Origin of the sequence: Streptomyces sp. CC0208, from assembly GCF_003443735.1 — a bacterium.
Taxonomy (GTDB): Bacteria; Actinomycetota; Actinomycetes; order Streptomycetales; family Streptomycetaceae; genus Streptomyces; species Streptomyces sviceus.
Genome location: NZ_CP031969.1, coordinates 2,914,570 through 2,939,153 on the forward strand (window position 1 = coordinate 2,914,570; position 24,584 = coordinate 2,939,153).

Annotated in this window: 21 protein-coding genes; 11 read left to right on the plus strand and 10 right to left on the minus strand. The window is 71.2% G+C overall.

Annotated elements, in window-relative coordinates; all coding sequences use genetic code 11:
- Window positions 1-23: 23 nt before the first annotated feature.
- Genes D1369_RS13070 through D1369_RS13085 form a run of 4 tightly spaced genes read right to left on the minus strand, consistent with a single transcriptional unit; the run spans window position 24 to window position 4,243 of the window.
- The gene (locus tag D1369_RS13070; protein WP_007384675.1) at window positions 24-650 is read right to left on the minus strand and encodes an ATP/GTP-binding protein; all 627 of its coding nucleotides are present in this window, start codon (window positions 648-650) and stop codon (window positions 24-26) included.
- On the minus strand, window positions 631-1,035 hold the full coding sequence (locus tag D1369_RS13075; RefSeq protein WP_007384674.1) for a DUF742 domain-containing protein: 405 nt from the start codon (window positions 1,033-1,035) through the stop codon (window positions 631-633). Before D1369_RS13075 ends, D1369_RS13070 begins: the two co-directional genes overlap by 20 nt.
- A complete protein-coding gene (locus D1369_RS13080) occupies window positions 1,032-1,535 on the minus strand; it encodes a roadblock/LC7 domain-containing protein (RefSeq protein ID WP_007384673.1) in 504 nt (167 codons plus the stop codon). Before D1369_RS13080 ends, D1369_RS13075 begins: the two co-directional genes overlap by 4 nt.
- The gene (locus D1369_RS13085; RefSeq protein WP_037901419.1) at window positions 1,532-4,243 is read right to left on the minus strand and encodes a sensor histidine kinase; all 2,712 of its coding nucleotides are present in this window, start codon (window positions 4,241-4,243) and stop codon (window positions 1,532-1,534) included. The genes D1369_RS13080 and D1369_RS13085 overlap by 4 nt, the downstream gene beginning before the upstream one ends.
- A 372-nt stretch (window positions 4,244-4,615) precedes the next feature.
- On the opposite strand from D1369_RS13085, the gene D1369_RS13090 reads away from it, so the two are divergent.
- Window positions 4,616-5,404, plus strand: a complete 789-nt coding sequence (locus D1369_RS13090) for a protein phosphatase 2C domain-containing protein (protein WP_118082456.1) — start codon at window positions 4,616-4,618, stop codon at window positions 5,402-5,404.
- Between the two features lie 617 nt (window positions 5,405-6,021).
- Here the strand turns inward: D1369_RS13090 and D1369_RS13095 are convergent.
- Window positions 6,022-6,516 (minus strand): MarR family transcriptional regulator, encoded by a 495-nt coding sequence (locus tag D1369_RS13095; protein ID WP_118082457.1) that lies wholly within the window; start codon window positions 6,514-6,516, stop codon window positions 6,022-6,024.
- Between the two features lie 233 nt (window positions 6,517-6,749).
- Between D1369_RS13095 and D1369_RS13100 the strand changes: the two genes are divergently transcribed.
- Entirely contained in the window at window positions 6,750-7,583 is an 834-nt protein-coding gene (locus D1369_RS13100; protein ID WP_037901417.1) for a lysozyme, read from the plus strand.
- Window positions 7,584-7,684: 101 nt separating this feature from the next.
- On the opposite strand, the gene lon is transcribed toward D1369_RS13100, so the two are convergent.
- Window positions 7,685-10,099 (minus strand): endopeptidase La, encoded by a 2,415-nt coding sequence (gene lon / locus D1369_RS13105; protein ID WP_007384668.1) that lies wholly within the window; start codon window positions 10,097-10,099, stop codon window positions 7,685-7,687.
- A 180-nt stretch (window positions 10,100-10,279) separates the two neighbouring features.
- On the opposite strand from lon, the gene D1369_RS13110 reads away from it, so the two are divergent.
- Window positions 10,280-10,939 carry a GNAT family N-acetyltransferase gene (locus D1369_RS13110; protein WP_007384667.1) on the plus strand — a complete coding sequence of 220 codons (660 nt, stop codon included), beginning with the start codon at window positions 10,280-10,282 and terminating at the stop codon, window positions 10,937-10,939.
- Between the two features lie 314 nt (window positions 10,940-11,253).
- The gene (locus D1369_RS13115; RefSeq protein ID WP_007384666.1) at window positions 11,254-12,054 is read left to right on the plus strand and encodes a GNAT family N-acetyltransferase; all 801 of its coding nucleotides are present in this window, start codon (window positions 11,254-11,256) and stop codon (window positions 12,052-12,054) included.
- A gap of 44 nt (window positions 12,055-12,098) precedes the next feature.
- Here the strand turns inward: D1369_RS13115 and D1369_RS13120 are convergent, their stop codons facing one another.
- Complete coding sequence (locus D1369_RS13120) at window positions 12,099-12,842, minus strand: rhomboid-like protein (RefSeq protein ID WP_106433534.1); 744 nt, start codon at window positions 12,840-12,842, stop codon at window positions 12,099-12,101.
- 229 nt (window positions 12,843-13,071) lie between these two features.
- On the opposite strand from D1369_RS13120, the gene D1369_RS13125 reads away from it, so the two are divergent.
- The 5 genes from D1369_RS13125 to D1369_RS13145 all read left to right on the plus strand — a co-directional run bounded on the left by D1369_RS13125 (window position 13,072) and on the right by D1369_RS13145 (window position 20,111).
- Entirely contained in the window at window positions 13,072-13,752 is a 681-nt protein-coding gene (locus D1369_RS13125) for a spermidine synthase (protein WP_007384664.1), read from the plus strand.
- Window positions 13,753-13,875: 123 nt separating this feature from the next.
- The gene (locus D1369_RS13130) at window positions 13,876-14,613 is read left to right on the plus strand and encodes a response regulator transcription factor (RefSeq protein WP_007384663.1); all 738 of its coding nucleotides are present in this window, start codon (window positions 13,876-13,878) and stop codon (window positions 14,611-14,613) included.
- On the plus strand, window positions 14,610-15,716 hold the full coding sequence (locus tag D1369_RS13135) for an ATP-binding protein (protein ID WP_007384662.1): 1,107 nt from the start codon (window positions 14,610-14,612) through the stop codon (window positions 15,714-15,716). The genes D1369_RS13130 and D1369_RS13135 overlap by 4 nt, the downstream gene beginning before the upstream one ends.
- Before the next feature lie 294 nt (window positions 15,717-16,010).
- On the plus strand, window positions 16,011-19,844 hold the full coding sequence (locus tag D1369_RS13140) for a multifunctional oxoglutarate decarboxylase/oxoglutarate dehydrogenase thiamine pyrophosphate-binding subunit/dihydrolipoyllysine-residue succinyltransferase subunit (protein ID WP_118082458.1): 3,834 nt from the start codon (window positions 16,011-16,013) through the stop codon (window positions 19,842-19,844).
- A gap of 87 nt (window positions 19,845-19,931) precedes the next feature.
- On the plus strand, window positions 19,932-20,111 hold the full coding sequence (locus tag D1369_RS13145; RefSeq protein ID WP_003992906.1) for a DUF6104 family protein: 180 nt from the start codon (window positions 19,932-19,934) through the stop codon (window positions 20,109-20,111).
- 398 nt (window positions 20,112-20,509) lie between these two features.
- Here the strand turns inward: D1369_RS13145 and D1369_RS13150 are convergent, their stop codons facing one another.
- Window positions 20,510-21,355, minus strand: a complete 846-nt coding sequence (locus tag D1369_RS13150; RefSeq protein WP_007384660.1) for a hypothetical protein — start codon at window positions 21,353-21,355, stop codon at window positions 20,510-20,512.
- A 146-nt stretch (window positions 21,356-21,501) separates the two neighbouring features.
- On the opposite strand from D1369_RS13150, the gene D1369_RS13155 reads away from it, so the two are divergent.
- Both D1369_RS13155 and D1369_RS13160 read left to right on the plus strand, forming a co-directional pair.
- On the plus strand, window positions 21,502-22,536 hold the full coding sequence (locus D1369_RS13155) for a DUF4097 family beta strand repeat-containing protein (protein ID WP_037903640.1): 1,035 nt from the start codon (window positions 21,502-21,504) through the stop codon (window positions 22,534-22,536).
- Window position 22,537: 1 nt separating this feature from the next.
- Window positions 22,538-23,620, plus strand: coding sequence for a PadR family transcriptional regulator (locus D1369_RS13160; RefSeq protein ID WP_007384658.1), 1,083 nt, complete (start codon window positions 22,538-22,540; stop codon window positions 23,618-23,620).
- Between the two features lie 92 nt (window positions 23,621-23,712).
- Here D1369_RS13160 and D1369_RS13165 read toward each other — a convergent pair whose 3' ends face one another.
- Both D1369_RS13165 and D1369_RS13170 read right to left on the minus strand, forming a co-directional pair.
- The gene (locus D1369_RS13165; protein ID WP_037901416.1) at window positions 23,713-24,276 is read right to left on the minus strand and encodes a Clp protease N-terminal domain-containing protein; all 564 of its coding nucleotides are present in this window, start codon (window positions 24,274-24,276) and stop codon (window positions 23,713-23,715) included.
- Complete coding sequence (locus tag D1369_RS13170; RefSeq protein ID WP_007384656.1) at window positions 24,276-24,485, minus strand: HTH domain-containing protein; 210 nt, start codon at window positions 24,483-24,485, stop codon at window positions 24,276-24,278. The genes D1369_RS13165 and D1369_RS13170 overlap by 1 nt, the downstream gene beginning before the upstream one ends.
- Window positions 24,486-24,584: the final 99 nt, after the last annotated feature.

Consider the following 24,584-nt stretch of genomic DNA (forward strand, 5'->3'; position numbering starts at 1 on the left):
GGGTGCTGGCTCCTAAAGGTGGACTACTCGGGGGTCTCGTCCAGCGCGTGGCCGACGAGGGACAGCAGGGTCTCGATGACCGAGATCTTCCGCCGCGCGTCCATGATCATGACAGGTATGCGCCGGGGGACGCTGAGTGCCTCCCGCACGTCCTCCGGTTCGAACAGCTCGCTGCCGTCGAAGTGGTTGACCGCGACGACGTACGGCAGTCCGCAGCTCTCGAAGTAGTCGAGGGCGGGAAAGGAGTCCTTGAGGCGGCGGGTGTCGGCCAGGACGACGGCGCCGATCGCGCCCCGCACCAGGTCGTCCCACATGAACCAGAACCGCTCCTGGCCCGGCGTGCCGAACAGGTACAGGACCAGGTCGTCGTCGAGCGTGATGCGGCCGTAGTCCATGGCCACGGTGGTGGTGACCTTCTCCGGGGTGCCGGTGAGGTCGTCGACCTGCTCGCTGGCCTCGGTCATCAGCGCCTCCGTCTGGAGGGGCTCGATCTCCGAGACGGTGCCGACGAGGGTGGTCTTGCCGACGCCGAAGCCGCCGGCCACCACTATCTTCGTGGCGATGGGGGCCCGGGTACGGTCCGTCTGCCAGGACTTGAGGTTGTCGTCGGTGTCCTCGAACGCGAGGTCCCTAAAGGCGACGGAGTCCACTCAGCACCCTTTCCAGCAGAGCGCGGTCGGGACGGCCCGTACCGTGACCGGTCCCGGTGCCGTACACACGGATCTTTCCCTGGTCCGCCAGGTCGCTGAGGAGCACCCGGACCACGCCGAGCGGCATCTTCAGCAGCGCGGCGATCTCGGCCACCGTGCGCATCCGGCGGCACAGTTCGACGATGGCCCGCAGCTCCGGCATGACCGACCTCAGCGAGCCGTTGGTGAGCTGCTTGCGCTCCTCGGGTGCCTCCAGGGCCGCCACGAAGGTCTCCACCAGGAGGACGTGGCCGAAGCGGGTGCGGCCGCCGGTGAGCGAGTACGGCCGTACCCGGGCGGCCTTGCGGTCGCCGCCGCGGACCGGGAGCTCGGGCCTGTTCGTCATCGGGCGCTCCCTGTCGCGTCGTTCTCCAGCGACTGGCGCAGCTCGCTGCGGAGTTCGGGGGTCAGGACGTGTCCGGCGCGGCCCACGAACAGTGCCATGTGGTACGCGACGACGCTCATGTCGCAGTCCGCGGAGCCGTGCACACCGAGCAGCGAACCGTCGCTGATCGACATCACGAACAGGCTGCCCTCGTCCATCGCGATCATGGTGTGCTTGGTCGTGCCGAAGTCCATGAGCTTCGCGGCGCCGAGGGTGAGGCTGCCGATGCCGGAGACGATGGTCGCGAGGTCGGCGGAGGAGCCGCGCGGGCCAGAGGGCTTCCCCTCACGGGCCTCGCGTGCCTCCGCGTTCCGGTCGGCGTCGGAGGAGAGCAGGAGCAGGCCGTCGGAGGAGACCACGGCGACGGACTGGACGCCGGGGACCTCCTCGACGAGGTTGGTCAGCAGGAAGTGGAGATTGCGGGCTTCACGACTCAGTCCGAAGGTACTGGGCGCGGTCAACTGCTTGCCTCCTCGGCTGTGCCCCCCGTGGCTTCTTCGGATGCGGTGCGTTGTGTGCGGTGTTCTGCGGTGGGCAGCTTGGTCTCGCCGGTCTGTTCCTTGATCTCCGCCGCCACGTCGCGGTGGCCGGCCTCCGCCCCCCGGTGGAAGCCGCCGAGCCTGCGGCGGAGTGCGTCGGCGTCCACGGACGCGTTGCGCCGGCGTGGGGCCGGGGCGGTGGGCGCGGTGATCTTGGGCGTGCGCTTGGGGAGGCCCTTGTCGGTGAGGGGTTCCTCGTCGGCGCGGGTGTGTTCGGCCTCGGCTTCGCCGGCGGCCGCGGGTTCGGGTGCCGACGGCGCGTCCGGTGCGGGGGCCGGCTCCTCTTCTGCCGGGACCGGGGCCAGGAGTTCCATCGTCGTCTCGGCGGGAGTCTCCGCCTCCGCGTGGCGTACGGCGGTCTCGGCCAGGGACACCAGGGGGTCGTCGCCCTGCGAACGGGCGCTCAGGACGTTGGAGTTGACCTCGGCGTCCGCGCCGGGGAGGGAGAAGGAGTGGGTCGCGCCGGTGACCGGGCCGGTGCCGGCGGCCGGTACGGCGGAGGTGGGCGCGGCGGTGAGCAGCGGCTTGGGGAGGACCACCACGGCGGCCACACCTCCCTGCTTCTGCTCGCGCAGCTGCACGCGGACGCCGTGCCGGTGGGCGAGGCGGGCCACTACGTACAGGCCGAGGCCCAGTCCCTCGTCGCCCTCGTCGCCCTCGTCGTACGACTCGTAGGCGGCCTCGGGATCGAACTCGGCGAGGCGGGAGTTGAGGGTGGTCATCCGCTCGGCGGTCATGCCGATGCCCTCGTCCTGGACGGAGAGCATGACCTCGCCGCTCTCCAGGAGCCAGCCGGAGACCTCGACGGGCAGGTCGGGCGGGCAGAACGCGGTGGCGTTCTCCATCAGTTCGGCCAGCAGGTGCGAGAGGTCGTCCGCGGCGAAGCCGACCACGTGGGCGTGCGGCGGCAGGGCGGCGATACGGACGCGCTCGTAGCGCTCGATCTCACTGACCGCGGCGCGGACCACGTCGACGAGCGGGACCGGCCCGGCGCTCTGCTGCACGTGTTCGGTGCCGGCCAGGACGAGGAGGTTCTCGCTGTGGCGGCGCATGACCGTGGCGAAGTGGTCGAGCTTGAACAGGGTCGCGAGGCGCTCCGGGTCCTGCTCGCGTTCCTCCAGGCCCTCGATGACGGCGAGCTGCCGCTCGACGAGGCCGAGGGTGCGCAGCGCCAGGTTGACGAAGGTCGCCCCGATGGTGGTGCGCAGCCGCGTCAACTGGGCGGCGGAGTCGGCGAGTTCGCTCTTGAGCTGCTCGCGGGCGTCGGCCATCTTCTGCCGCTGGCCGACCAGGTGCTTGCGGTCGGACTCCAGGGTGGTGATCCGCTCGGCGAGCGCGACGGCGTGCGCGTGCAGGGCGTTGACGGAGCGGACGACCTGGGCGAACTCGTCGTTGCGGCCGGTGAAGGAGATCGCTTCCTCGGTGGCGGGGTCCTCGGCCCCGGCCAGCCGGGCGGAGCCGCGGCGCAGCACGGAGAGGGGCCGGGTGAGGGTGCGGGCCATGGCGGTGGCGATGCCGACGGCCAGCAGCATCAGGGCGCCGAGGATCGCGACCCGCAGCTCCAGCGCGGTGACGTCGTCGTCCCGGAGCTGTTCCAGCTCCTTGACCCGGCGGTCGAAGAGCGCGGACTCGGCGCCGCGCATGAGGTCGACGCGGGCGGACAGGGCCGCGTCGAGCTTGGCGGTGCTGGTGCCCAGCTCACCGCCGGTGAGGGTGGGCTGGTCGGTGAGGGCGGCGAGGTACTTGTCGGCGGAGTTGACCTCGGGGCCGGTGACCGTGGAGTCGTAGCGCGCCTTGGCGTCGGCGGGCGCGGAGTCCTGGAAGTCGGCGAGGGCCGCGTCGGAGCGCAGCCGGGCCTGCTGGGCGGCGGCGCTGAGCGCGTCGCGCTGGGCGGCGTCGGCCTTCGAGGAGACCTTCTCGGTGTTCGTCAGGCCGGTGATCGGGTCGTAGACGCTGCGGGTCGTCGTCGGCACGTTGAGCGCCGCGAGCAGCAGTCCGCGGGTGGCGGCGGCCTGCTGTACGGCGGAGTCCAGCTCGGCGAGGGAATAGGCGCCGGAGCCCGCGCGGGCCGGCATCCGCTCGGCCAGTTCCTCGGCGAGGTGGTGCAGTTCGGTGATGGCGGCGGAGTAGGCGTTGTGCGTCTCGAGGGCGGTGGTCTTGCCGGTGAGCGCGGAGCGCCGTACGGCGGCGATGTCGTCGAGGTCGGCGCGCAGGGTGGCGGACAGGTCGCTGTCGGCGCGCAGTTCCTCGGCCTGGCGGTCGACACGGGCGCTCGACTGCTCGCCTGGCGCCTTCGACCTGGGCCGTCCGGCCGCGATGTAGGAGGTGACCTCGTCGCGTTCGTCGGCGAGCGCGTGGGCGAGGTCGAGGGCGTCCTGGGTCTGCTCGGCGAGCGTCACCAGGTCCTGGGAGTCGTGGAGTTCGCCGGAGGCGGTGACGAGGGAGGGGGCGCCTGCCCCGGCTATCGCGGCGGCCACGACGGCGACGGCGAGAATCAGCCGGGTGCGGACGTGGGTGGGGCGGCCCTTGCCGACAGGAGTCCCGGGGTCGGCGGGCGTGGCGGGTGTGCGCTCCGCGCCTGTTCCGGAGGCCGTCTGCTTGCCTGTGCGACGAGGCCGCGTCTTCTGCACCGCTGCTCGCATTCCTGAACTCGTGATACCCATGGGCCCGGGGTGACGCTCCGTCAACTGGTGTACACACCGGGGTACGGTTCCCGACCCTCCCAGCGCCGGTGGGCGGTGGGCGCGCATCGCCTGAGCCGCCACCCGAAGGAGTGAACCCCGGAGGGGAGTTGGTGGGCAAGTTCCTGCGGCACACGCACGGGCCTGGTGCGGCAGGCCGGTTGGACGTCGGCGAGGACCGATGGCAGTATTCGCCACCACGCGCGCCCGGAGTCAGCCATTCCCTCCCAAATCTGGCGTCTGACCTGCGCGACTACGTCAATTCCGTGATCGTTGCCACCCTTTGACGGAGCTTGTGAAGGGCTCGTGCAGACTGGCCGAATGCGTACGGAACTTGCCTCGGAACCCGGCGATGTCCAGCGGCCCAACGAGGACTTCGCGAGTGTCGCGCTCCCCGCTTCCGGACAGGGCGGTGTACTGGTCGCCCTCGACGGGGTCACCCCGCCGACCGGTCCGACGGGCTGTCTGCATTCCGTCCCCTGGTTCACGGCCCGCCTCGGCGGCGCGCTGACCGAACTGGCCGTTTCGCTCGGGGATGTTCCGCCTGCCGAAGTGCTGTCCCGGGCGATCGTGCGCACAGCTGAGACACATGGTGAAGGTTGTGACCTTTCTCACCCGCGTACCCCGCAGGCGACGGTGGTGATGGCGCGGTGGTCCCCGGAGTGGGTCGAGTACCTGGTCCTGTCGGACTCGGCCCTGCTGGTGGAGGCGTCCGACGGCTCGGTCTCGGCCGTCCTGGACGACCGCCTCTCCCGGCTGCCCCGCGCCTCCCTGGCCACGGACGCGCTGATCGACGCCCACCTCCGCAACAAGGAGGGCGGCTTCTTCACGGCGGCGGCGGATCCGTCGGTGGCGGGGCGCGCGGTGACGGGGGTACTGCCGCGGTCGTCGGTCCGCGGCCTGCTGGCGCTGACGGACGGGGCGGCCCGATGGGTGGAGAAGTTCCACGAGGGCGGCTGGCGGGACTGCTTCACCTTCGTGCGCGAGGAGGGGGCGCAGGCGTTGGTGGACCGCGTCCGGGAGCTGGAACGGGCGGACGCGGAGACCCGGACCCATTTGGGCCGCAGCAAGACCCACGACGACGCGACGGTGGTGTACGCGGAGCTTTGAGGGCCGTCGATGGGGGGACGGCGCGGAACCATTCTTCCGCGCCTGGTGCACGCGACGGCTTGGGGGGCCGAGCGGTGGGCGGGGTGAGCGGTGGGCGGGGCGGGGTGAGCGGGGCGGGCCCAGCCGGGAAGGGGCGCCGGAGCGGACAGCCGTGCGATGTGGTCGACGGGGTCGCCCTGACCGCGCCGACCGGCGCGACGGCTCGGACGCCTAGCCGCTACAGACTCACCCCGAGCCATGTACAGCCGAGACAGCCGCCGGAACTGTGGGCGAGGGCGACCGGGCGAGCGGCGCGGGAACCGTGACCGCACCGATCGGCACGGCAGGCGCCGCCCGGTGCGGACTGCGATCCGGCGCGCTCGACTGCTTCAGCCCGCCACCGCCACGACACCCGCCCCGACCTGCTCGGCAACATCGACCCGGCACGTCACGACAGGCCCCCGCCCGGAACAGCCACACTCGACCACCCCGCCCCGGCACCACCACGACACCCGTCCGGCCGAAGCGGACGCCTGCTCGGCCCGCTCGGCGGCATCGCACCGGCGCCGGTACAAGGGACGCGCCCGCTCACTTCACCCGGCAGTACGGCCGCCCGTGCGGTGTTCGGGGGCGGCGGCCTACCTCTCCATGCCCCTGTTCAGCTGGTGCAACAGCCGCGCCAGTTCGGTGACCTCCCCCGGATCCCAGTGCGCCAGTCGGCCCGCGTACCGGGCCCGGCGTGCGTCGCGGACCCTCTGTACCCGGGAGCGGCCCTCCTCCGTGAGGTCCACCAGCCAGGCACGGCCGTCCGCCGGGTCGGGTTCGCGGGCGACCAGGCCCAGGTCGTCCAGAGCGCGCAGCTGTCGGGACATCGTGGCCTTGCCCACGCCGATGTAGGCGGCCAGTTCGGTGGCTCGCTGACGGCCGCATTCATCCAGACGGACGAGCAGTCCGTAAGCCGCCGACTCCAGGTCGGGGTGGACCTCACGGGCCATCTCCCCCTGGTTGGCCCGGGCGCGGCGCAGCAGGACGGTCAACTCGCGCTCCAGCGCCAGGAATCCGGGCTGGTTCACACCGCTCGGCGCCACATCGGGCCCGCCCCGGCCACCGCCGCCGTCTCCGTCTTCGTGCACGTCAGCCCCTGCCTTGAATTTCCCGGTCGTGAAGGTTTCCGCCAAATTGCGACACCACCGCAGCTCCGTAAGTATTTCGCAGGGCTGGACCAACGGCAGCCGCCGGTCCCTCTTCCCACCCCGTCGTCGCCCTGCGCAGCGTCGTCACCGAGAGGGGGCTGGCATGCCCACGTCAGCCCACCACGGCCTTCCAGTTCCCCGACCGAGCGTCACCGAGCCACTGGAGACACACCATGACCGTGCACAGACCCGAACGGATACGACCCCGACGTCTCTTCCTCGTCGGACTCCTGCTCACCGCGTTCTCCCTGCTCCACACGGCCCCCGCCCCGGCCGCAGAAGCCCCCGATGCCACCGCCACCCCGGCCCGCGGCTCCGCCCACATGGGAATGGGCGTCGTAGCGCATGACGGCGAGGACGGTATGCCCACCGGCACCCGCGCCACCCAGGCGGAGGGCGTCGACGTCGCCAGCTATCAGGGCAACGTCGCCTGGCCGACCCTGTGGAACAGCGGCGTCCGGTGGGCGTACAGCAAGGCGAGCGAGGGGACCTACTACACGAATCCCTACTTCTCCCAGCAGTACTCCGGCTCCTACGACGTCGGGATGATCCGCGGGGCCTACCACTTCGCCACCCCGGACACCACGAACGGCGCCACGCAGGCCGACTACTTCGTCGACCACGGTGGCGGCTGGTCCAAGGGCGGCAGGACCCTGCCCGGGGTGCTCGACATCGAGTGGAACCCGTACGGCGACGCCTGCTTCGACAAGACGCCGGGCGCGATGGTCAGCTGGATCCGTGACTTCCTGAACCAGTACAAGGCACGCACCGGCCGGCAGGCCGTCATCTACACCGCCACCAGCTGGTGGAACCAGTGCACCGGCAGCTACGCCGGCTTCTCCGCCACCCCGCTGTGGGTCGCCCGGTACGCCTCGACGGCCGGCACCCTCCCGGCCGGCTGGAGCACGTACACCATGTGGCAGTACACCTCGTCCGGGCCGACGGTCGGCGACCACGACCGGTTCGACGGCGCCCTGGACCGCGTACAGGCGCTCGCCAACGGCTGACCCTCCCCCGCGTACGGCGAAGGCCCGGGCCTCCCTCACGAGAACCCGGGCCTTCACCTCATCCGGTCACCGCGGGCGCAGCCCGCTCGTGGACCACGCCGTCACGCAGCGACCGGAACCTCCGGCGCGGCCCCGTTCGCCGCCGGGGACAGCGCCAGCTCCAGGACCTGGCGGACGTCGGTGACGGCGTGGACGTCGAGCTTGTCCAGCACCTCCGCCGGGACGTCGTCCAGGTCGGCCTCGTTGCGCTTCGGGATGATGACGGTGCTCACCCCGGCGCGGTGCGCGGCGAGCAGCTTCTGCTTCACCCCGCCGATCGGCAGCACCCGCCCGGTCAGCGAGACCTCGCCCGTCATCGCCACGTCCGTGCGGACCAGGCGGCCGGAGAGCAGCGAGGCCAGCGCCGTCGTCATGGTGACGCCCGCGCTCGGACCGTCCTTCGGCACCGCGCCCGCCGGGAAGTGGATGTGCACGCCCCGGTCCTTCAGGTCCCCCACCGGCAGTTCGAGCTCCGCGCCGTGCGAGCGGAGGAAGGACAGGGCGATCTGCGCGCTCTCCTTCATCACGTCACCCAGCTGGCCGGTCAGCGTCAGACCCGCCGCGCCCGTCTCCGGGTCGGCCAGCGACGCCTCGACGAACAGGACGTCCCCGCCCGCTCCGGTGACCGCGAGCCCGGTGGCGACGCCCGGGACCGCCGTACGGCGCTCCGCGGGGTCCTGCGCCGACTCGGGCACGTGGTGCGGTCGGCCGATCAGGCCGCGCAGTTCCTCGTCGGTGACCGTGAACGGCAGTTCGCGCTCGCCGAGTTCGTGCTGGGCCGCCACCTTGCGCAGCAGCCTCGCGATCGACCGCTCCAGGGTGCGGACGCCCGCCTCGCGGGTGTACTCGCCGGCGAGCTTGCGCAGCGCGCTCTCGTCGATGACGACCTCGTCCTTTTCCAGTCCCGCCCGCTCCAGCTGGCGCGGGAGCAGGTGGTCACGGGCGATGACGATCTTCTCGTCCTCGGTGTACCCGTCGAGCCGGACCAGCTCCATCCGGTCGAGCAGCGCCTCCGGGATCGCCTCCAGCACGTTGGCCGTGGCGAGGAAGACGACGTCCGACAGGTCGAGCTCGACCTCCAGGTAGTGGTCGCGGAAGGTGTGGTTCTGCGCCGGGTCCAGGACCTCCAGGAGGGCGGCCGCGGGGTCGCCGCGGAAGTCGGAGCCCACCTTGTCGATCTCGTCGAGCAGGACGACCGGGTTCATCGAACCGGCCTCCTTGATCGCCCGCACGATCCGGCCGGGCAGCGCGCCGACGTACGTCCGCCGGTGACCGCGGATCTCCGCCTCGTCCCGCACACCGCCGAGGGCGACGCGGACGAACTTGCGGCCCATGGCGTGCGCGACGGACTCGCCGAGCGAGGTCTTGCCGACACCGGGAGGCCCGACGAGCGCGAGCACGGCACCGCCGCGCCGCCCGCCGACCACGCCCAGGCCCCGGTCGTTACGGCGCTTGCGCACCGCCAGGTACTCGGTGATCCGCTCCTTCACGTCCTCCAGGCCCGCGTGCTCGGCGTCGAGGATCGCCTTGGCGCCCTGGATGTCGTACGCGTCCTCGGTCCGTTCGTTCCACGGCAGTTCGAGGACGGTGTCCAGCCAGGTGCGGATCCAGGAGCCCTCCGGGGACTGGTCGGAGGACCGCTCCAGCTTGTCGACCTCCTTGAGGGCGGCTTCCCGCACCTTCTCGGGCAGGTCGGCGGCCTCCACGCGGGCGCGGTAGTCGTCGGACTCCTCGCCCTCCTGCTCGCCGTTGAGATCGCGCAGTTCCTTGCGTACGGCTTCCAGCTGACGGCGGAGCAGGAACTCCCGCTGCTGCTTGTCGACGCCCTCCTGGACGTCCTTCGCGATGGTCTCGGCCACGTCCTGCTCGGCGAGGTGGTCGCGAAGCTGCTGGGTGGCGAGCTTGAGGCGGGCGATCGGGTCGGCCGTCTCCAGCAGTTCGACCTTCTGCTCGGTGGTCAGGAAGGGCGAGTAACCGGAGTTGTCGGCGAGGGTGGAGATGTCGTCGATGGCCTGCACCCGGTCCACGACCTGCCAGGCGCCGCGCTTGCGCAGCCAGGCGGTGGCGAGTGCCTTGTACTCCTTGACCAGTTCGGTCGCGTGCCCGGGCAGCGGGTCGGGGACGGTCTGCTCGACCGTGGTCCCCTCGACCCACAGGGCGGCGCCCGGGCCGGTGGTCCCCGCACCGATCTTCACCCTGCTCCGGCCGCGGATGAGCGCGCCGGGGTCGCCGTCGGCCAGCCGGCCGACCTGCTCGACGGTGCCGAGCACACCGGTGCTCGCGTAGGTGCCGTCGATGCGGGGCACCAGGAGGACCTTCGGCTTTCCGGGTTCCGAGCGGGCGGCGGCCTGGGCGGCCTCCACCGCGGCGCGGACGTCGGTGTCGTTCAGGTCCAGCGGGACCACCATTCCGGGCAGCACGACCTCGTCGTCGAGCGGCAGCACAGGCAGAGTGAGCGGTGTGGACGTCGAAGCCATGATCTCCCCTTCGGCAGTCAAGTTGAGCTATGCCGACTCAATGCACATGCGCCGTCGAATGTTCCCCAGCCGCTTGCCTGTTCGCTGTCGGCGATCACGACTGCCGGAATCGACGGTTCCGGACCTACCGTCATCTTGTAATAGACACATGTAGTCATCGGTCATTACAGGGGGTTTGTCGTGGACGGAGTCGTACAGGCGTGGGTGACCGGCTGGGTGGTGTCCCGCGGGGCTGCCCCGCCGGAGCCTGAGCCGTGGGGGTTCACCGTCGACGTGGGGCAGCTCGCGCAGGTCTCGCGGCATGTCTTCGAGGCGCTGGGCGACGGCGTGGACGAGGAGCTCGTGCGCAAGGTCGCGGACGGGGTGACGGGCGCCGGGGTGTGGCTCAAGGTGTTCCAGCACCCGGAGGTGGTCGGAGGCTGGCTCGGCGAGGGCTGGTGGGTGGATCCCGAGCCGGGGTATCTGATGACGGTTCCGCTGTCCGCAGCGGAGGGCGGACGTACGCGCGTCCCCGAGGGCTACCGGAAGCGCGTCTGGTCCGTCGGCGGTGTCACGCGCATGCTCGTCGCCGCGCCCGACGGCTCCCTCGCGGCGCGCGGCCAGACCGCCCCGACCGGCGCGACCGCCGTCTTCGACCAGATCGAGACCGCGCCCTCGCACCGGCGCCTGGGCCTGGGCAGCGTCGTCATGCGCACCCTCCAGGCCGCGGCGGCGGCCGCCGGGGCGCACACCGGCGTCCTCGCCGGAACCCCGGCGGGACGGGCGCTGTACGAGTCTCTGGGCTGGCATGTGGAGGCTCCGCTCACCAGTGCGAAGTTCGTGGGACCGGACGCTGGGTGACCGTCCGTCACCGCCCGCGGAAAACCCGGGGCGGCCGCGGAGGGCCTCTGTCATGCTGCGCCGGTGATCACCCCGATCCCTCCGGTGTTCCCGCCGGCCGCATGGCGGACAACACCCAGCCGGTCCTCGCTCTTCCCGGCGGCCTGGAGCGGTGGAACCCGCTGCCGACACCGACCGAGGACGAGGCACGCGCGTATCAGGCGGATGCGTCGACCTCGACCGGGGGCACGCCGGGATCGCGAGGCCTCTGCCGGGTAGCGGAGAAAGCCGGCTGCGACCCACACGACCTACACGACTGGGGGAACGAAACGACCATGCCCACCACCCACATACAGCCCCTCCTCTCCGCCTACGACGACCAGATGCGCGGCGCTCCCCCGACCCCGCCCGCCGGGGTGACGTACGAGCAGGACGGACCGCTGCTGCGGATCGTCGGCCAGTTCCGCGGGTTGGTGAGCGGGCCGCGTGACCTCGGCGTGGCGGGTGACGCGCTCGACGAACTCATCGCGCGGCAACGGGAGTTCTTCGCGGCGCGCGGTGAGGCCGTCGAGTGGAAGACCCGCTCCCACGACACCCCGGCCGACCTCACCGAACGACTGACCGCGGCCGGTTTCGTGCCCGAGGAGCGGGAGACGGTACTGGTCGGCCGGGCCGCCGAGATGGCCGTAGGAGAGCCCGTGCCGCCGGACGGCGTCACCGTGCGCCGGGTCACGGCGGACGCCGACATGCGGCGGATCGCCGCGATGGAGTCGGCGGTCTGGGGCCAGGACTGGAGCTGGCTCGCCGACGACCTGATCGGCCGGGTCGCCACCGCGCCGGACGACATCGCGGTGTACGTCGCCGAGGCGGACGGCGAAGTGGTGTGCGCCGCCTGGCTGGTGTTCCGCCCGGGCACGGAGTTCGCGAGCCTGTGGGGCGGTTCCACCCTGGCCGAGTGGCGGGGCAGGGGCATCTACCGCGCCCTGGTCGCCGTACGCGCCGCGCTCGCCGTCTCCCGCGGGGTCACCTGGCTGCACGTGGACGCGTCGGACGACAGCGCGCCCATCCTGCGCCGGCTCGGCCTGCACGCGGTGACCACGACCACGCCGTACGTCTGGACACCACCGGCCCGCTGACACGGGGTCACCGGGACGGCGGCGGCCTCGGGCCTGACCGGCGGCTAACCGGCGGCGACGGGCTGCCGGTCCGGGTACCGGCGCCGTACCAGCGGCCAGGTCGCGATCCCGATCGTCAGGGCGATCGGATGACCCCAGTCGGTCAGCGGGTCGGTGAACGCGATCAGATCGGTCACCAGCACCCAGCCGAAGAGAGCGAGCAACGGCCAGCGCAGCCACGGCCCGAGCAGCCCCGCCAGCGCGCCGAGGCTCGCGGCCACGCCGAAGCTGACGCCGTAGTCGAGGCGGTGCAGCGAACTGGCGGGCAGCTGCCCGACCAGGACCGCGAGGCCTACGGGGACCTCCGTCGCGAGGGTCGCCCCGATGTGCCCGAGCAGGAAGACACCGGCCGTGCGCACGCCACCGATCCGGCGCTCCAGCGCGGTGAGGACGACCAGCAGGGCGAGTGCGTACGGCGAGAGGACCCCGCCCGCGATCCACAACGCGCTGGCCACCAGCACCAGTACGGGCATGCGCACGAGGTGCGCGACATCGGTGCTGGAGCCCTGGTGCAGGGTGTGCGCGACGGCGGGGTCCAGCTGCGCGGCGACCAGGGAGACAACGACCAGGACGGCGCCGTAGACGAAGGTGAACGGCGTTCCGGTCGGGGTGGGGAGCAGCCGCAGGAGCCGGGGGACGCGAGAGCGGGTGTCCAGAGCGGCCGTCGGCGGCGAAGTCACCGGTGTCCCGGTGGCGTCCGTCTCGCCCCGTTCCCGCTGCCGGGGCATCCCGTCGAGCAGTCCGGCCACATCCGGAAAGGACGCGTCCTGTGCTTCCGGGGCAGTTGCTTCGGGAGCGGGTGCGTCGGAGGCGGCTGGGGGCGGCACGGTCCGTTCCAAGGTGAGCTGCTCCTTCCGTCCCACCCCACCCTTCGCGCCCCACCCGCCCGCTGTCTGTGACCTGCGCCACCCCTGCCCCGATTCACAGGGACTTCTCAAGGAACCCCGGCCCGGGTCCCGCACCTGCCAGGATGGGCCGATGCCCACCTCGTACGACATTCCTGAAGTCCTGGACCGTCGCGAGGGCCCGTACGGAGAGGTGGTCCTGCGGCGCCACGGCGAGTTGCTCCAGATCATCGCCAACGGCTGCTTCCTGATGGACACCTCCGACGGACGCTCGGAGCGGATGCTCGTCGACACGGCGCTCGCCGCGCTCGACGACCGGCCGGATCCGCACGTCCTCATCGGCGGCCTCGGCGTCGGCTTCTCGCTCGCACACGCGGCCGCGAACCCGCGCTGGGGCCAGATCACGGTCGTCGAGCGGGAACCGGCGATCATCGACTGGCACCGCGGCGCGGGCCCGCTCTCGGTCCTCTCGGCGCGGGCGCTCGCCGATCCCCGGACGAACATTGTGGAAACGGATCTAGTCGGATTCGTCAATGAGACATGCGCCACTTTTGACGCGCTGTGCCTCGACATCGACAACGGGCCCGACTGGACGGTCACGGACGGCAACCACGGGCTCTACGCGCGTACCGGACTCACAAGTTGCGCAAGGGTGTTGAAGCCGGGCGGCGTACTGGCCGTGTGGTCGGCGAAACCTTCTCCGGAATTTGAGCAATCACTGGCAAATGCCGGGTTCCAGCAGGTACGTACCGAGGAGATCCCGGTTGCCCGGGGAGTACCGGACGTCGTCCATCTCGCCGTCCGACCTGGATAGCAAAGGGGTGATGACTCCCCGTACTCTGCTTCCCTACGCCGATCATTCAAGCGTCAATCGCAGTCATGCGCAGACAAGGAATCACCCCACATGGTTCCGGAAAGCACTCCCCAGGGGCGGGCGATGGAGCAGACACACACCTCCCACAACGGTTCGACGGCCACCCAGGGCGCTCAGCGCCGGGTCCTGGTCGTCGAGGACGACCCGACGATCGTCGACGCCATCGCGACCCGCCTGCGCGCCGAGGGATTCCTCGTGCAAACGGCGGTCGACGGCCCGTCGGCGGTCGACACGGCCGAGGCCTGGCAGCCGGACCTGCTGATCCTCGACATCATGCTGCCCGGCTTCGACGGCCTGGAGGTCTGCCGCCGTGTGCAGGCCGCCCGTCCGGTGCCGGTGCTGATGCTGACGGCCCGTGACGACGAGACCGACATGCTGGTCGGCCTCGGCGTCGGCGCCGACGACTACATGACCAAGCCGTTCTCGATGCGGGAGCTGGCCGCGCGCGTGCACGTGCTGCTGCGGCGCGTCGAGCGGGCCGCACTGGCCGCCGCCACGCCCAGAAGCGGCATTCTGCGGCTCGGCGAGCTGGAGATCGACCACGCGCAGCGCCGGGTGCGGGTGCGTTCGGAGGACGTGCATCTGACGCCCACCGAGTTCGACCTCCTGGTGTGCCTGGCGAACACCCCGCGCGCGGTGCTCTCCCGTGAGCAGCTGCTGGCCGAGGTGTGGGACTGGGCGGACGCGTCCGGCACCCGCACCGTCGACAGCCACATCAAGGCGCTGCGCCGGAAGATCGGCGCCGAGCGGATCCGCACGGTGCACGGCGTCGGCTACGCCCTGGAGACGCCGACGCCATGAGCGAGGGTCCGGCCGGCCGGAGAAGTCCCAGGGAGCCCTGGGGTGGCGTGAGCCCGTTCTCGATCAAGACCAAGCTGGGCGCCCTGGTCGTCATCGCGGTCCTCATCACCACCGGGCTGATGATGATCGCGATGCGCACGGCGACGGAGCTGCGCTTCATCACGGTCTTCTCGATGATCGCCACACTGCTCATTACGCAGTTCGTGGCGCATTCGCTCACCGCGCCCCTGGACGACATGAACGCGGTCGCCCGGTCCATCTCGCACGGCGACTACACCCGCCGGGTCCGCGAGAACCGCCGGGACGAGCTGGGCGACCTGGCCCAGACGATCAACCGCATGGCGGACGACCTGGAGGCCCAGGAACGCCAGCGCAAGGAACTTGTGGCAAATGTCTCCCACGAGCTGCGCACGCCCATCGCGGGCCTGCGGGCGGTGCTGGAGAACATCGTCGACGGTGTCACCCAGGCGGACCCCGAGACCATGCGCACGGCCCTGAAGCAGACCGAGCGGCTCGGCCGGCTGGTGGAGACGCTGCTGGACCTGTCCCGCCTCGACAACGGCGTCGTACCGCTGAAGAAGCGCCGGTTCGAGGTGTGGCCGTACCTGTCGGGCGTACTGAAGGAGGCCAACATGGTCGCCACGGCGCGCGCGGGCATCGCCTCCGGATCCGGCAGCCACACGCGCAACGACGTCCATCTGCACCTCGACGTGTCCCCGCCGGAGCTCACCGCGCACGCCGATCCGGAGCGCATCCACCAGGTCGTGGCCAACCTGATCGACAACGCGGTCAAGCACAGCCCGGCACACGGACGGGTGACGGTCAAGGCGCGGCGCGGGGCCCTGCCCGAGTCGCTCGAGCTGGAGGTCCTCGACGAGGGTCCCGGCATTCCGCGCTCGGAGTGGCACCGCGTCTTCGAGCGGTTCAACCGCGGTCAGGTCATGCGGCCGCACGGTCCGGGCAGTGACGGCGGCACCGGGCTCGGGCTCGCGATCGCCCGCTGGGCGGTGGATCTGCACGGCGGCCGGATCGGAGTGGCCGAATCCGAGCGGGGCTGCAGGATTCTTGTCACCCTTCCGGGACTTCCCTCTCTGCCAAGTTGACGTAAAGTTCGAAGCGGAGCCACAAGATCCATCTCTGTTCCGCGCTGACGGACACGTGTGATCAGGCAGAGGGCCGCGCCGCAGTCGCGCAGAGCCCCACTCGGTGCTTCCCGCGGGCGGACGTACGTACCAGAACCACGCTTGTTTCCCGCCATTTCCACCCGCGAAACTCGCTGTTTGATGTGACTTACACGACGATGGACCGGCCCGGCCTGACCTTCCCGGTCTTGGGGGCGTAGCCTTTATTCCCGCTGTCCATCACCTTGTGAGAAGCGGAAGAGGGCGGTTGCCGCCGTGTCGCCACAGTCCCCCAGTAACTCGAGCATCTCGACCGACGCAGACCAAGCGGGCAAGAACCCCGCTGCCGCGTTCGGCCCGAACGAGTGGCTCGTCGACGAGATCTATCAGCAGTACCTCCAGGACCCGAATTCGGTAGACCGTGCCTGGTGGGACTTCTTTGCCGACTACAAGTCGGGGGCTCCGGCTCCGGCCTCGGCGGGTACCGCGGCCGCGGGGGCCGCGGAGACCACCACCGCCGCGTCCGCCGCCCCGGCGCCCAGCGCCCCGGCCCAGGTTCCCGCGCCGGCCCCGGCCGCTGCTCCGGCGGCCCAGCCGGCCGCCGCGGCTCCGGCCCCGGCCAAGGCAGCCCCGGCTCAGGCCGCCCCGGCCGCCGCTCCGGCTCAGGCCGCTCCGGCCGCCAAGCCCGCCGCCGCCAAGGCCGCCGCCGCGAAGCCGGCCGCCGAGGGTGCCTCCGCGGAGGGCCCCGAGCTGGTGACCCTGCGCGGCCCCGCCGCCGCGGTCGCGAAGAACATGAACGCCTCCCTGGAGCTGCCCACGGCCACGTCCGTGCGCGCGGTCCCGGTGAAGCTGCTCTTCGACAACCGCATCGTCATCAACAACCACCTCAAGCGCGCCCGGGGCGGGAAGATCTCCTTCACGCACCTCATCGGGTACGCGATGGTGCAGGCCATCAAGGCCATGCCGTCGATGAACTGGCACTACGCGGAGAAGGACGGGAAGCCCACCCTCGTCAAGCCCGCGCACGTCAACTTCGGCCTCGCCATCGACCTGGTGAAGCCCAACGGCGACCGCCAGCTGGTCGTCGCGGGCATCAAGAAGGCCGAGACGCTGAACTTCTTCGAGTTCTGGCAGGCCTACGAGGACATCGTCCGCCGCGCCCGTGACGGCAAGCTGACGATGGACGACTTCACCGGTGTCACCGTCTCCCTGACGAACCCCGGTGGCCTCGGTACGGTCCACTCCGTGCCCCGCCTGATGCCCGGCCAGTCGGTCATCATGGGCGTCGGCTCGATGGACTACCCGGCGGAGTTCCAGGGCACCAGCCAGGACACCCTGAACAAGCTCGGCATCTCGAAGGTCATGACGCTCACGTCGACCTACGACCACCGGGTCATCCAGGGCGCCGCCTCCGGCGAGTTCCTGCGCGTCGTCGCGAACTACCTGCTCGGCGAGAACGGCTTCTACGACGAGATCTTCGAGGCGCTGCGCATCCCCTACGAGCCGGTCCGCTGGCTCAAGGACATCGACGCCTCGCACGACGACGACGTCACCAAGGCCGCCCGCGTCTTCGAGCTGATCCACTCCTACCGGGTCCGCGGCCACGTCATGGCCGACACCGACCCGCTGGAGTACCGCCAGCGCAAGCACCCCGACCTGGACATCACCGAGCACGGCCTCACCCTGTGGGACCTGGAGCGGGAGTTCGCGGTCGGCGGTTTCGCCGGCAAGTCCCTGATGAAGCTGCGCGACATCCTCGGCGTGCTGCGCGACTCGTACTGCCGCACCACCGGCGTCGAGTTCATGCACATCCAGGACCCGAAGCAGCGCAGGTGGATCCAGGACCGCATCGAGCGCTCGCACACCAAGCCGGAGCGCGAGGAGCAGCTGCGCATCCTGCGCCGCCTGAACGCCGCCGAGGCCTTCGAGACCTTCCTGCAGACGAAGTACGTCGGCCAGAAGCGCTTCTCCCTGGAGGGCGGCGAGTCCGTCATCCCGCTGCTCGACGCGGTGCTGGACTCGGCCGCCGAGTCCCGCCTGGACGAGGTCGTCATCGGCATGGCCCACCGCGGCCGCCTGAACGTCCTGGCGAACATCGTCGGCAAGTCGTACGCGCAGATCTTCCGCGAGTTCGAGGGCAACCTCGACCCGAAGTCGATGCACGGCTCCGGCGACGTGAAGTACCACCTGGGCGCCGAGGGCACCTTCACCGGCCTGGACGGCGAGCAGATCAAGGTCTCGCTGGCCGCGAACCCCTCCCACCTGGAGACGGTCGACCCGGTCATCGAGGGCATCGTCCGCGCCAAGCAGGACATCATCAACAAGGGCGGCACGGACTTCACCGTCCTGCCGGTCGCCCTGCACGGTGACGCGGCCTTCGCGGGCCAGGGCGTGGTGGCCGAGACCCTGAACATGTCGCAGCTGCGGGGTTACCGCACCGGCGGCACGGTCCACATCGTCATCAACAACCAGGTCGGCTTCACGGCGGCCCCCGAGTCCTCGCGTTCCTCGATGTACGCCACGGACGTGGCCCGCATGATCGAGGCCCCGATCTTCCACGTGAACGGCGACGACCCGGAGGCCGTGGTCCGTGTGGCCCGTCTGGCCTTCGAGTTCCGCCAGGCGTTCAACAAGGACGTGGTGATCGACCTCATCTGCTACCGCCGCCGCGGTCACAACGAGTCGGACAACCCGGCCTTCACCCAGCCGCTGATGTACGACCTGATCGACAAGAAGCGCTCGGTGCGCAAGCTCTACACCGAGTCGCTGATCGGCCGAGGCGACATCACCCTGGAAGAAGCGGAACAAGCTCTCCAGGACTACCAGGGCCAGCTGGAGAAGGTCTTCACCGAGGTCCGCGAGGCCGTCACGGCCCAGCCGGCCGCCGGTCCCGTCTCCGACCCGCAGGCCGAGTTCCCGGTCGCCGTGAACACCGCGATCTCCGCGGAGGTCGTCAAGCGGATCGCCGAGTCCCAGGTCAACATCCCCGACACCTTCAACGTCCACCCGCGTCTGCTGCCGCAGCTGCAGCGCCGGGCGTCGATGGTCGAGGACGGCACGATCGACTGGGGCATGGGCGAGACGCTGGCCGTGGGCTCCCTGCTCCTGGAGGGCACCCCGGTCCGGCTGTCCGGCCAGGACTCGCAGCGCGGCACCTTCGGACAGCGGCACGCGGTCCTCATCGACCGTGAGACGGGCGAGGAGCACACCCCGCTCCAGTACCTGAACGAGGACCAGGCCCGCTACAACGTCTACAACTCCCTGCTGTCCGAGTACGCGGTCATGGGCTTCGAGTACGGCTACTCGCTGGCCCGCCCCGACGCGCTCGTGCTGTGGGAGGCGCAGTTCGGCGACTTCGTCAACGGCGCGCAGACGATCGTCGACGAGTACATCTCGGCGGCGGAGCAGAAGTGGGGCCAGACGTCCGGCGTCACCCTGCTCCTCCCGCACGGCTACGAGGGCCAGGGCCCGGACCACTCGTCCGCGCGCGTGGAGCGCTTCCTCCAGCTCTGCGCCCAGAACAACATGACGGTCGCGATGCCGACCCTGCCGTCGAACTACTTCCACCTCCTGCGGTGGCAGGTGCACAACCCGCACCACAAGCCGCTGGTGGTCTTCACCCCGAAGTCGATGCTGCGTCTGAAGGCCGCCGCGTCGAAGACGGAGGAGTTCACGACGGGCCAGTTCCGCCCGGTCATCGGCGACACGTCCGTGGACGCCGCCGCGGTCCGCAAGGTCGTCTTCGTGGCGGGCAAGCTGTACTACGACCTCGAGGCCGAGCGTCAGAAGCGCGGCATCACGGACACGGCGATCATCCGCATCGAGCGTCTGTACCCGCTCCCGGGTGCCGAGCTCCAGGCGGAGATCGCCAAGTACCCGAACGCCGAGAAGTACCTGTGGGCCCAGGAGGAGCCGGCGAACCAGGGCGCGTGGCCCTTCATCGCCCTCAACCTGATCGACCACCTGGACCTGGCGGTCGGCGCGGACATCCCGCACGGCGAGCGGCTGCGGCGGATCTCCCGCCCGCACAGCTCGTCCCCGGCGGTCGGTTCCGCCAAGCGGCACCAGGCGGAGCAGGAGCAGCTGGTGCGCGAGGTGTTCGACGCGTAACCCCTCTTCGGGGCAGTACGTGACCGGGCCGCATCCCTCTCCCGAGGGGTGCGGCCCGGCCGTTTCGGCGCACTTATCCTTGACGGCATGTACTTCACGGACCGTGGCATCGAGGAATTGGAGAAGCGGCGCGGCGAGGAGGAAGTCACCTTCGAGTGGCTCGCCGAGCAGCTGCGGACGTTCGTGGACCTCAACCCCGACTTCGAGGTGCCGGTGGAGCGGCTGGCCACGTGGCTGGCTCGGTTGGACGACGAGGACGACGAGTAGACCCGAAGTGACACGGGGCGCCCCTCGGGGCGCCCTTCGTACCGCACCGCCCGGGTCGGTCGAGCGGGCGCGTGATGTCGTACGACGGTCAGCTAAGGATCAGTCGCGCCGGTGCGTCAGGTGGTCCGACGCCCAGAGCCGATGCGGTGCGGGGCGCGCTACGGACCGCCCCCGCCATGAGCCAGACACCGACCAGCAACCAATGTGGTGCAAGGCGCGCTACGGACCGCCCCCGCATTCCACCACCCAGGTCAATCGCGCGGGTGCGTCAGGTCGTACGACAGCCCAAGCGCACCGTGCACGAGCAGCAGCGCCCCCGCCATGAGCTAGACACCGACAGCAGAGCCGACGCGGTGCAAGGCGCGCTACAGACCACCCCCCGCATTCCACCACCCAGGTCAATCGCGCGGGTGCGTCAGCTCGTACGACACCCCAAGCGCACCGTGCGCCAGTAGCAGCGCCCCCGCCGTGAGCCAGCCGCCGCTGCGGTGCCGTAGGCCCCAGACGGCCAGGGGGAGACCTGCCGCCATCTGGGCCAGGGCGAGGGTGCGGGCCCTCGGGTCGCCGGACCAGGGGAGCCAGGGCGTGAGGCGGCGGCCCACGACCGCTTCGAGTTCGCCGCGGACCGTGTCCTGCCGGCCCTCCCACTCGATCGGGCGGGTGTCCGGCCGGGCCCGGGCCGCCTCGCGCAGTCGATCGGTCGGTTCGCCGGGGGCGAGGCCGGCGGGGAGGGCCAGGCCCACGCGCGTGAGGACCGCGAGCAGGCCGCGCAGGCGGGTGCGGGCGTCGGCGGTGGGGTCCGGTTTCGTGAGGTGGTCGAGGGACTGGACGTCCAGGACCGGGTCGAGCGCCAGACGGGCCGCGAAGGTGCGCATGGCCTCGTCCTCACCGGCCGGGGTGCCGTTGGTGAGCCAGATGTAGCCCACGGGGCGGCGGAAGCCGGACGCGAGGGTATAGCCGCCGCGGTCCGCGTCCCACCACAGGGCGAGGACGGGCCAGGGAGCGCCGACGGCCAGCGCGGTGGCCCAGCCGGTCACGACACGGTCGACAGGCTCCTCACCGTGCCGCCACGGGCCGCCTTCCGGCACGAGGACGCTCCAGCCCTCCCCCGCGCGCGTGAGCAGCATCCGCTCGCGCAGCAGCGGGGCGACGGCGGCGACGGAATCCGGCGCGGCCCGGCAGAGCAGCAGGGCGCCGGGGGCGGGCCCGGTACGACCGGTACGGGAGGTGGCTGCCGTCGACATGCTCACACGCTAGGGCGATTCGCGAGGATTGGTCATATTTGCCACCTCCACCTCCCCAGAACGAGTGTCTTGACTTTCGACGTCCACGATATATCGTGAATTGCAGGAGACGCGATATGGCGCGTTGCTACGGGGAGGTCTGCACCATGTCCGAGTGGTCCGTCACGGAGCCCAGGAAGCTCACCTTCGACGAGCCCGTACGCGAACTCCACGTACGCATCGTCAACGGAACGGTGAACGTGGTGGGCACGGACGAAGGTTCCGCCCGCCTGGAGGTGTCCGAGATCGAGGGACCGCCTCTGGTCGTCACCCAGGAGGGCGGGACCCTCACGGTGGCCTACGAGGACCTGCCCTGGAAGGGCTTCCTCAAGTGGCTCGACCGCAAGGGCTGGCGGCGCAGCGCGGTCGTCTCGCTGGCCGTGCCGGCCGACACCCGCGTCGAGGTGGGCGTGGTGAGCGCCGCCGCCGTCGTGTCGGGGGTGCGCGGCCCCTCGGTGGTGAAGGGGGTCAACGGCGACACAACCCTCGTCGGCCTCTCCGGCTCCGTCCGCGCCGACACCGTTTCCGGGAATCTGGAGGCCCAGGCGGTCACCGGCGACCTGCGCTTCAACTCCGTCTCCGGGGATCTCACGGTCGTGGAGGGCTCCGGCCCCTCCGTGCGGGCCGACTCGGTCAGCGGCTCGATGATCGTCGACCTCGACCCCGAGGGTCCCACCGACGTCCGGCTGACCAGCGTCTCGGGTGAGATCGCCATCCGGCTCCCCCAGCCCGCGGACGCGGAGGTGGAGGCCAACACCGCGAGCGGGACGATCTCCAACGCCTTCGAGGGCCTGCGCGTGCGCGGCCAGTGGGGCGCCCACAAGGTCACGGGCCGCCTCGGCGCCGGCACCGGCAAGCTCCGCGCGACCACCGTCTCCGGTTCCATCGCCCTGCTGGGCCGCCCGCCCCGGGAGGACGAGGAGGAGCCATGGGAGACCGATCCCTTCGTGAAGGACGGGGACACGGGCGCGGGATCGGCCGACACCACCGACCCGGTGGACGGCGGACACGGCACCCCGGGGGACAATTCCCTCTCCGGCCAGGCCGAGGCCCCCGCCCCGGCGGACGACCCCACGGACGCCCGCGCGAACGACCCGACCCGCGGCCCGGCCGACGGCACGACCGACAAGAAGGTGCTCTGACATGCCTCCCGTCTTCGCCCACGGCCGCCTCCGCCTCTACCTGCTGAAGCTGCTGGACGAGGCCCCGCGTCACGGCTACGAGGTGATCCGTCTCCTGGAGGAGCGCTTCCAGGGCCTGTACGCCCCCTCGGCGGGCACCGTCTACCCCCGGCTCGCGAAGCTGGAGGCGGAGGGCCTGGTCACCCACACCACCGAGGGCGGCCGCAAGGTGTACTCCATCACGGACGCGGGCCGCGCCGAGCTGGCCGACCGCAGCGGTGAACTGGCCGACCTTGAGCTGGAGATCCGCGAGTCGGTCGCCGAGCTCGCCGCCGAGATCCGGGCCGATGTGCGGGGCGCGGCGGGTGACCTGCGGCGCGAGATGCGGGCGGCCGCCACCGAGGCCCGCCGGGGATCCGGCAGCGCCGGCAAGGGCGCGGGCACCGAATCCGAGGGCCCTTTCGGGGACTTCACGGAGTACGCCGACAACGAGTCGTGGCGTGTCGCCAAGGAGGAGATGCGCCGCGTCAAGCAGGAGTGGAAGGAGCAGGCCCGGCGCGCCAAGGACGAGAGCCGCCGCGCCCGCGAGGAGGCCCAGCGGGCCCGCCGGCAGGCCAAGGAGGCCCAGGACCGGGCCCGGGAGCAGGCGCAGGAGGAGGTGCAGCGGATCGCCCGGCGCGTGCAGGAGCAGGTCCAGGACCACTTCGCGCGTGGCGACTGGCCGACCGGGGTGCGCGAGGGCCTGACCGAACTGGCCAAGGAGTTCGGCGAGTTCGGCAAGGACTACGGCAAGGAGTTCGGGAAGGACTTCGGCTTCGGCCGGGGCGGCGCGAGGTCCGAGAAGGCGGACGGAACCCCGCCCGGCCCCCAGTACTCCCACACCCCGGAGGACTTCCCCGCCGAGTACGAGCCCTCCTGGGCCCACGAGGACCCCACCGGGGACCCGGCCCGCGACCTGGACCGTCTGCTCGACCGTTTCCGGGACGACATCCGTGACGCGGCCCGCGACCACGGCATCACGACCGACCAGTTCCACGACGCCCGCCGCCACCTGTCAACGGCGGCGGCCCGCATAGGGGCACTGCTGCGTGCACCGAAGGCGTGAACCGCCCGAACTCCGGCGGTACGACAGCTCCACCCCACGCACAGCTGCCGCACCGCCGGAGCGCTCGCCATGACGCCCCCGTCGCCCCCCCCTCAGCCGGCCTTCGCCTCTCCCCCGCCGTAGAGGACGCGCACAACCGACTCGTAGGTCACCCCGTGATCGGCGAGCACCTCTCCAGGCACCCCCGGCCTGACCGTCAGGGCCAGCAGGATGTGCTCGTCGCCGATATGGCGGTCCCGCCTGGCCACGGCGATACGCAGTGCCTTCTCCAGGATCTCCTTGGCATCCCGCCCGAAAGAGCGTCGCCCGGCCCGCCACCCTCCGCTCTTCCGGTCGCCGGACATCGCTCCGACCCCGTGCACCTCCTCCACCCGCGCGACGATCTCCGAGACGTCGATCCCGAGCCCGGCCAGCGCCTCGGCGTCCGCCTGGGACAGCCCGGCCCGCCGCCGCGCCTCACCCAGCGCCTCCCGTACGGCATCCCCGCGCTCCGCAAGCCCGAGAGCGGCCAGGGCGAAGGAGGCCCGGCCGGCCTCCCGGTCCAGCAGGGCGAGCAACAGGTGCCCGGCGTCCACGGCCCCCGCGCTCACCCCCTCGGCATGTTCGACCGCGCCCACGACCACGGCCCGGGCGTCCTTCGTGAACCGCTCGAACATCAATGCCTCCCGTACTTCTTGTGCACGGCCTGCCTGCTCACTCCGAGTTCCGCGGCGATCTCCTGCCACGACCAGCCCTGATTGCGCGCACTGCGCACCTGCACCGACTCCAGCTGCTCCAGCAGCCTGCGCAGCGCGGCGACGGCACGTAGGCCTACCCGGGGGTCACGGTCACCGGCGCGCTCGGCGAGATCCGTTGCTTCGGTCATGATGTCAACCTACGTTGACATGACCCACTCGTCAACCACAGTTGACAAAAGTCTGCGGCCGATCCGAACCCGGACCGGCCGCAGACGAGAAAGAAGAGG

Bases quoted from the DNA above. Each gene is read 5' to 3' on its own strand.
- D1369_RS13075 (WP_007384674.1), bottom strand. From the start codon at position 1,035: ATGACGAACAGGCCCGAGCTCCCGGTCCGCGGCGGCGACCGCAAGGCC.
- D1369_RS13090 (WP_118082456.1), top strand. From the start codon at position 4,616: ATGCGTACGGAACTTGCCTCGGAACCCGGCGATGTCCAGCGGCCCAAC.
- D1369_RS13100 (WP_037901417.1), top strand. From the start codon at position 6,750: ATGACCGTGCACAGACCCGAACGGATACGACCCCGACGTCTCTTCCTC.
- lon (WP_007384668.1), bottom strand. From the start codon at position 10,099: ATGGCTTCGACGTCCACACCGCTCACTCTGCCTGTGCTGCCGCTCGAC.
- D1369_RS13115 (WP_007384666.1), top strand. From the start codon at position 11,254: ATGCCCACCACCCACATACAGCCCCTCCTCTCCGCCTACGACGACCAG.
- D1369_RS13125 (WP_007384664.1), top strand. From the start codon at position 13,072: ATGCCCACCTCGTACGACATTCCTGAAGTCCTGGACCGTCGCGAGGGC.
- D1369_RS13130 (WP_007384663.1), top strand. From the start codon at position 13,876: ATGGAGCAGACACACACCTCCCACAACGGTTCGACGGCCACCCAGGGC.
- D1369_RS13135 (WP_007384662.1), top strand. From the start codon at position 14,610: ATGAGCGAGGGTCCGGCCGGCCGGAGAAGTCCCAGGGAGCCCTGGGGT.
- D1369_RS13145 (WP_003992906.1), top strand. From the start codon at position 19,932: ATGTACTTCACGGACCGTGGCATCGAGGAATTGGAGAAGCGGCGCGGC.
- D1369_RS13150 (WP_007384660.1), bottom strand. From the start codon at position 21,355: ATGTCGACGGCAGCCACCTCCCGTACCGGTCGTACCGGGCCCGCCCCC.
- D1369_RS13155 (WP_037903640.1), top strand. From the start codon at position 21,502: ATGTCCGAGTGGTCCGTCACGGAGCCCAGGAAGCTCACCTTCGACGAG.
- D1369_RS13160 (WP_007384658.1), top strand. From the start codon at position 22,538: ATGCCTCCCGTCTTCGCCCACGGCCGCCTCCGCCTCTACCTGCTGAAG.
- D1369_RS13165 (WP_037901416.1), bottom strand. From the start codon at position 24,276: ATGTTCGAGCGGTTCACGAAGGACGCCCGGGCCGTGGTCGTGGGCGCG.
- D1369_RS13170 (WP_007384656.1), bottom strand. From the start codon at position 24,485: ATGACCGAAGCAACGGATCTCGCCGAGCGCGCCGGTGACCGTGACCCC.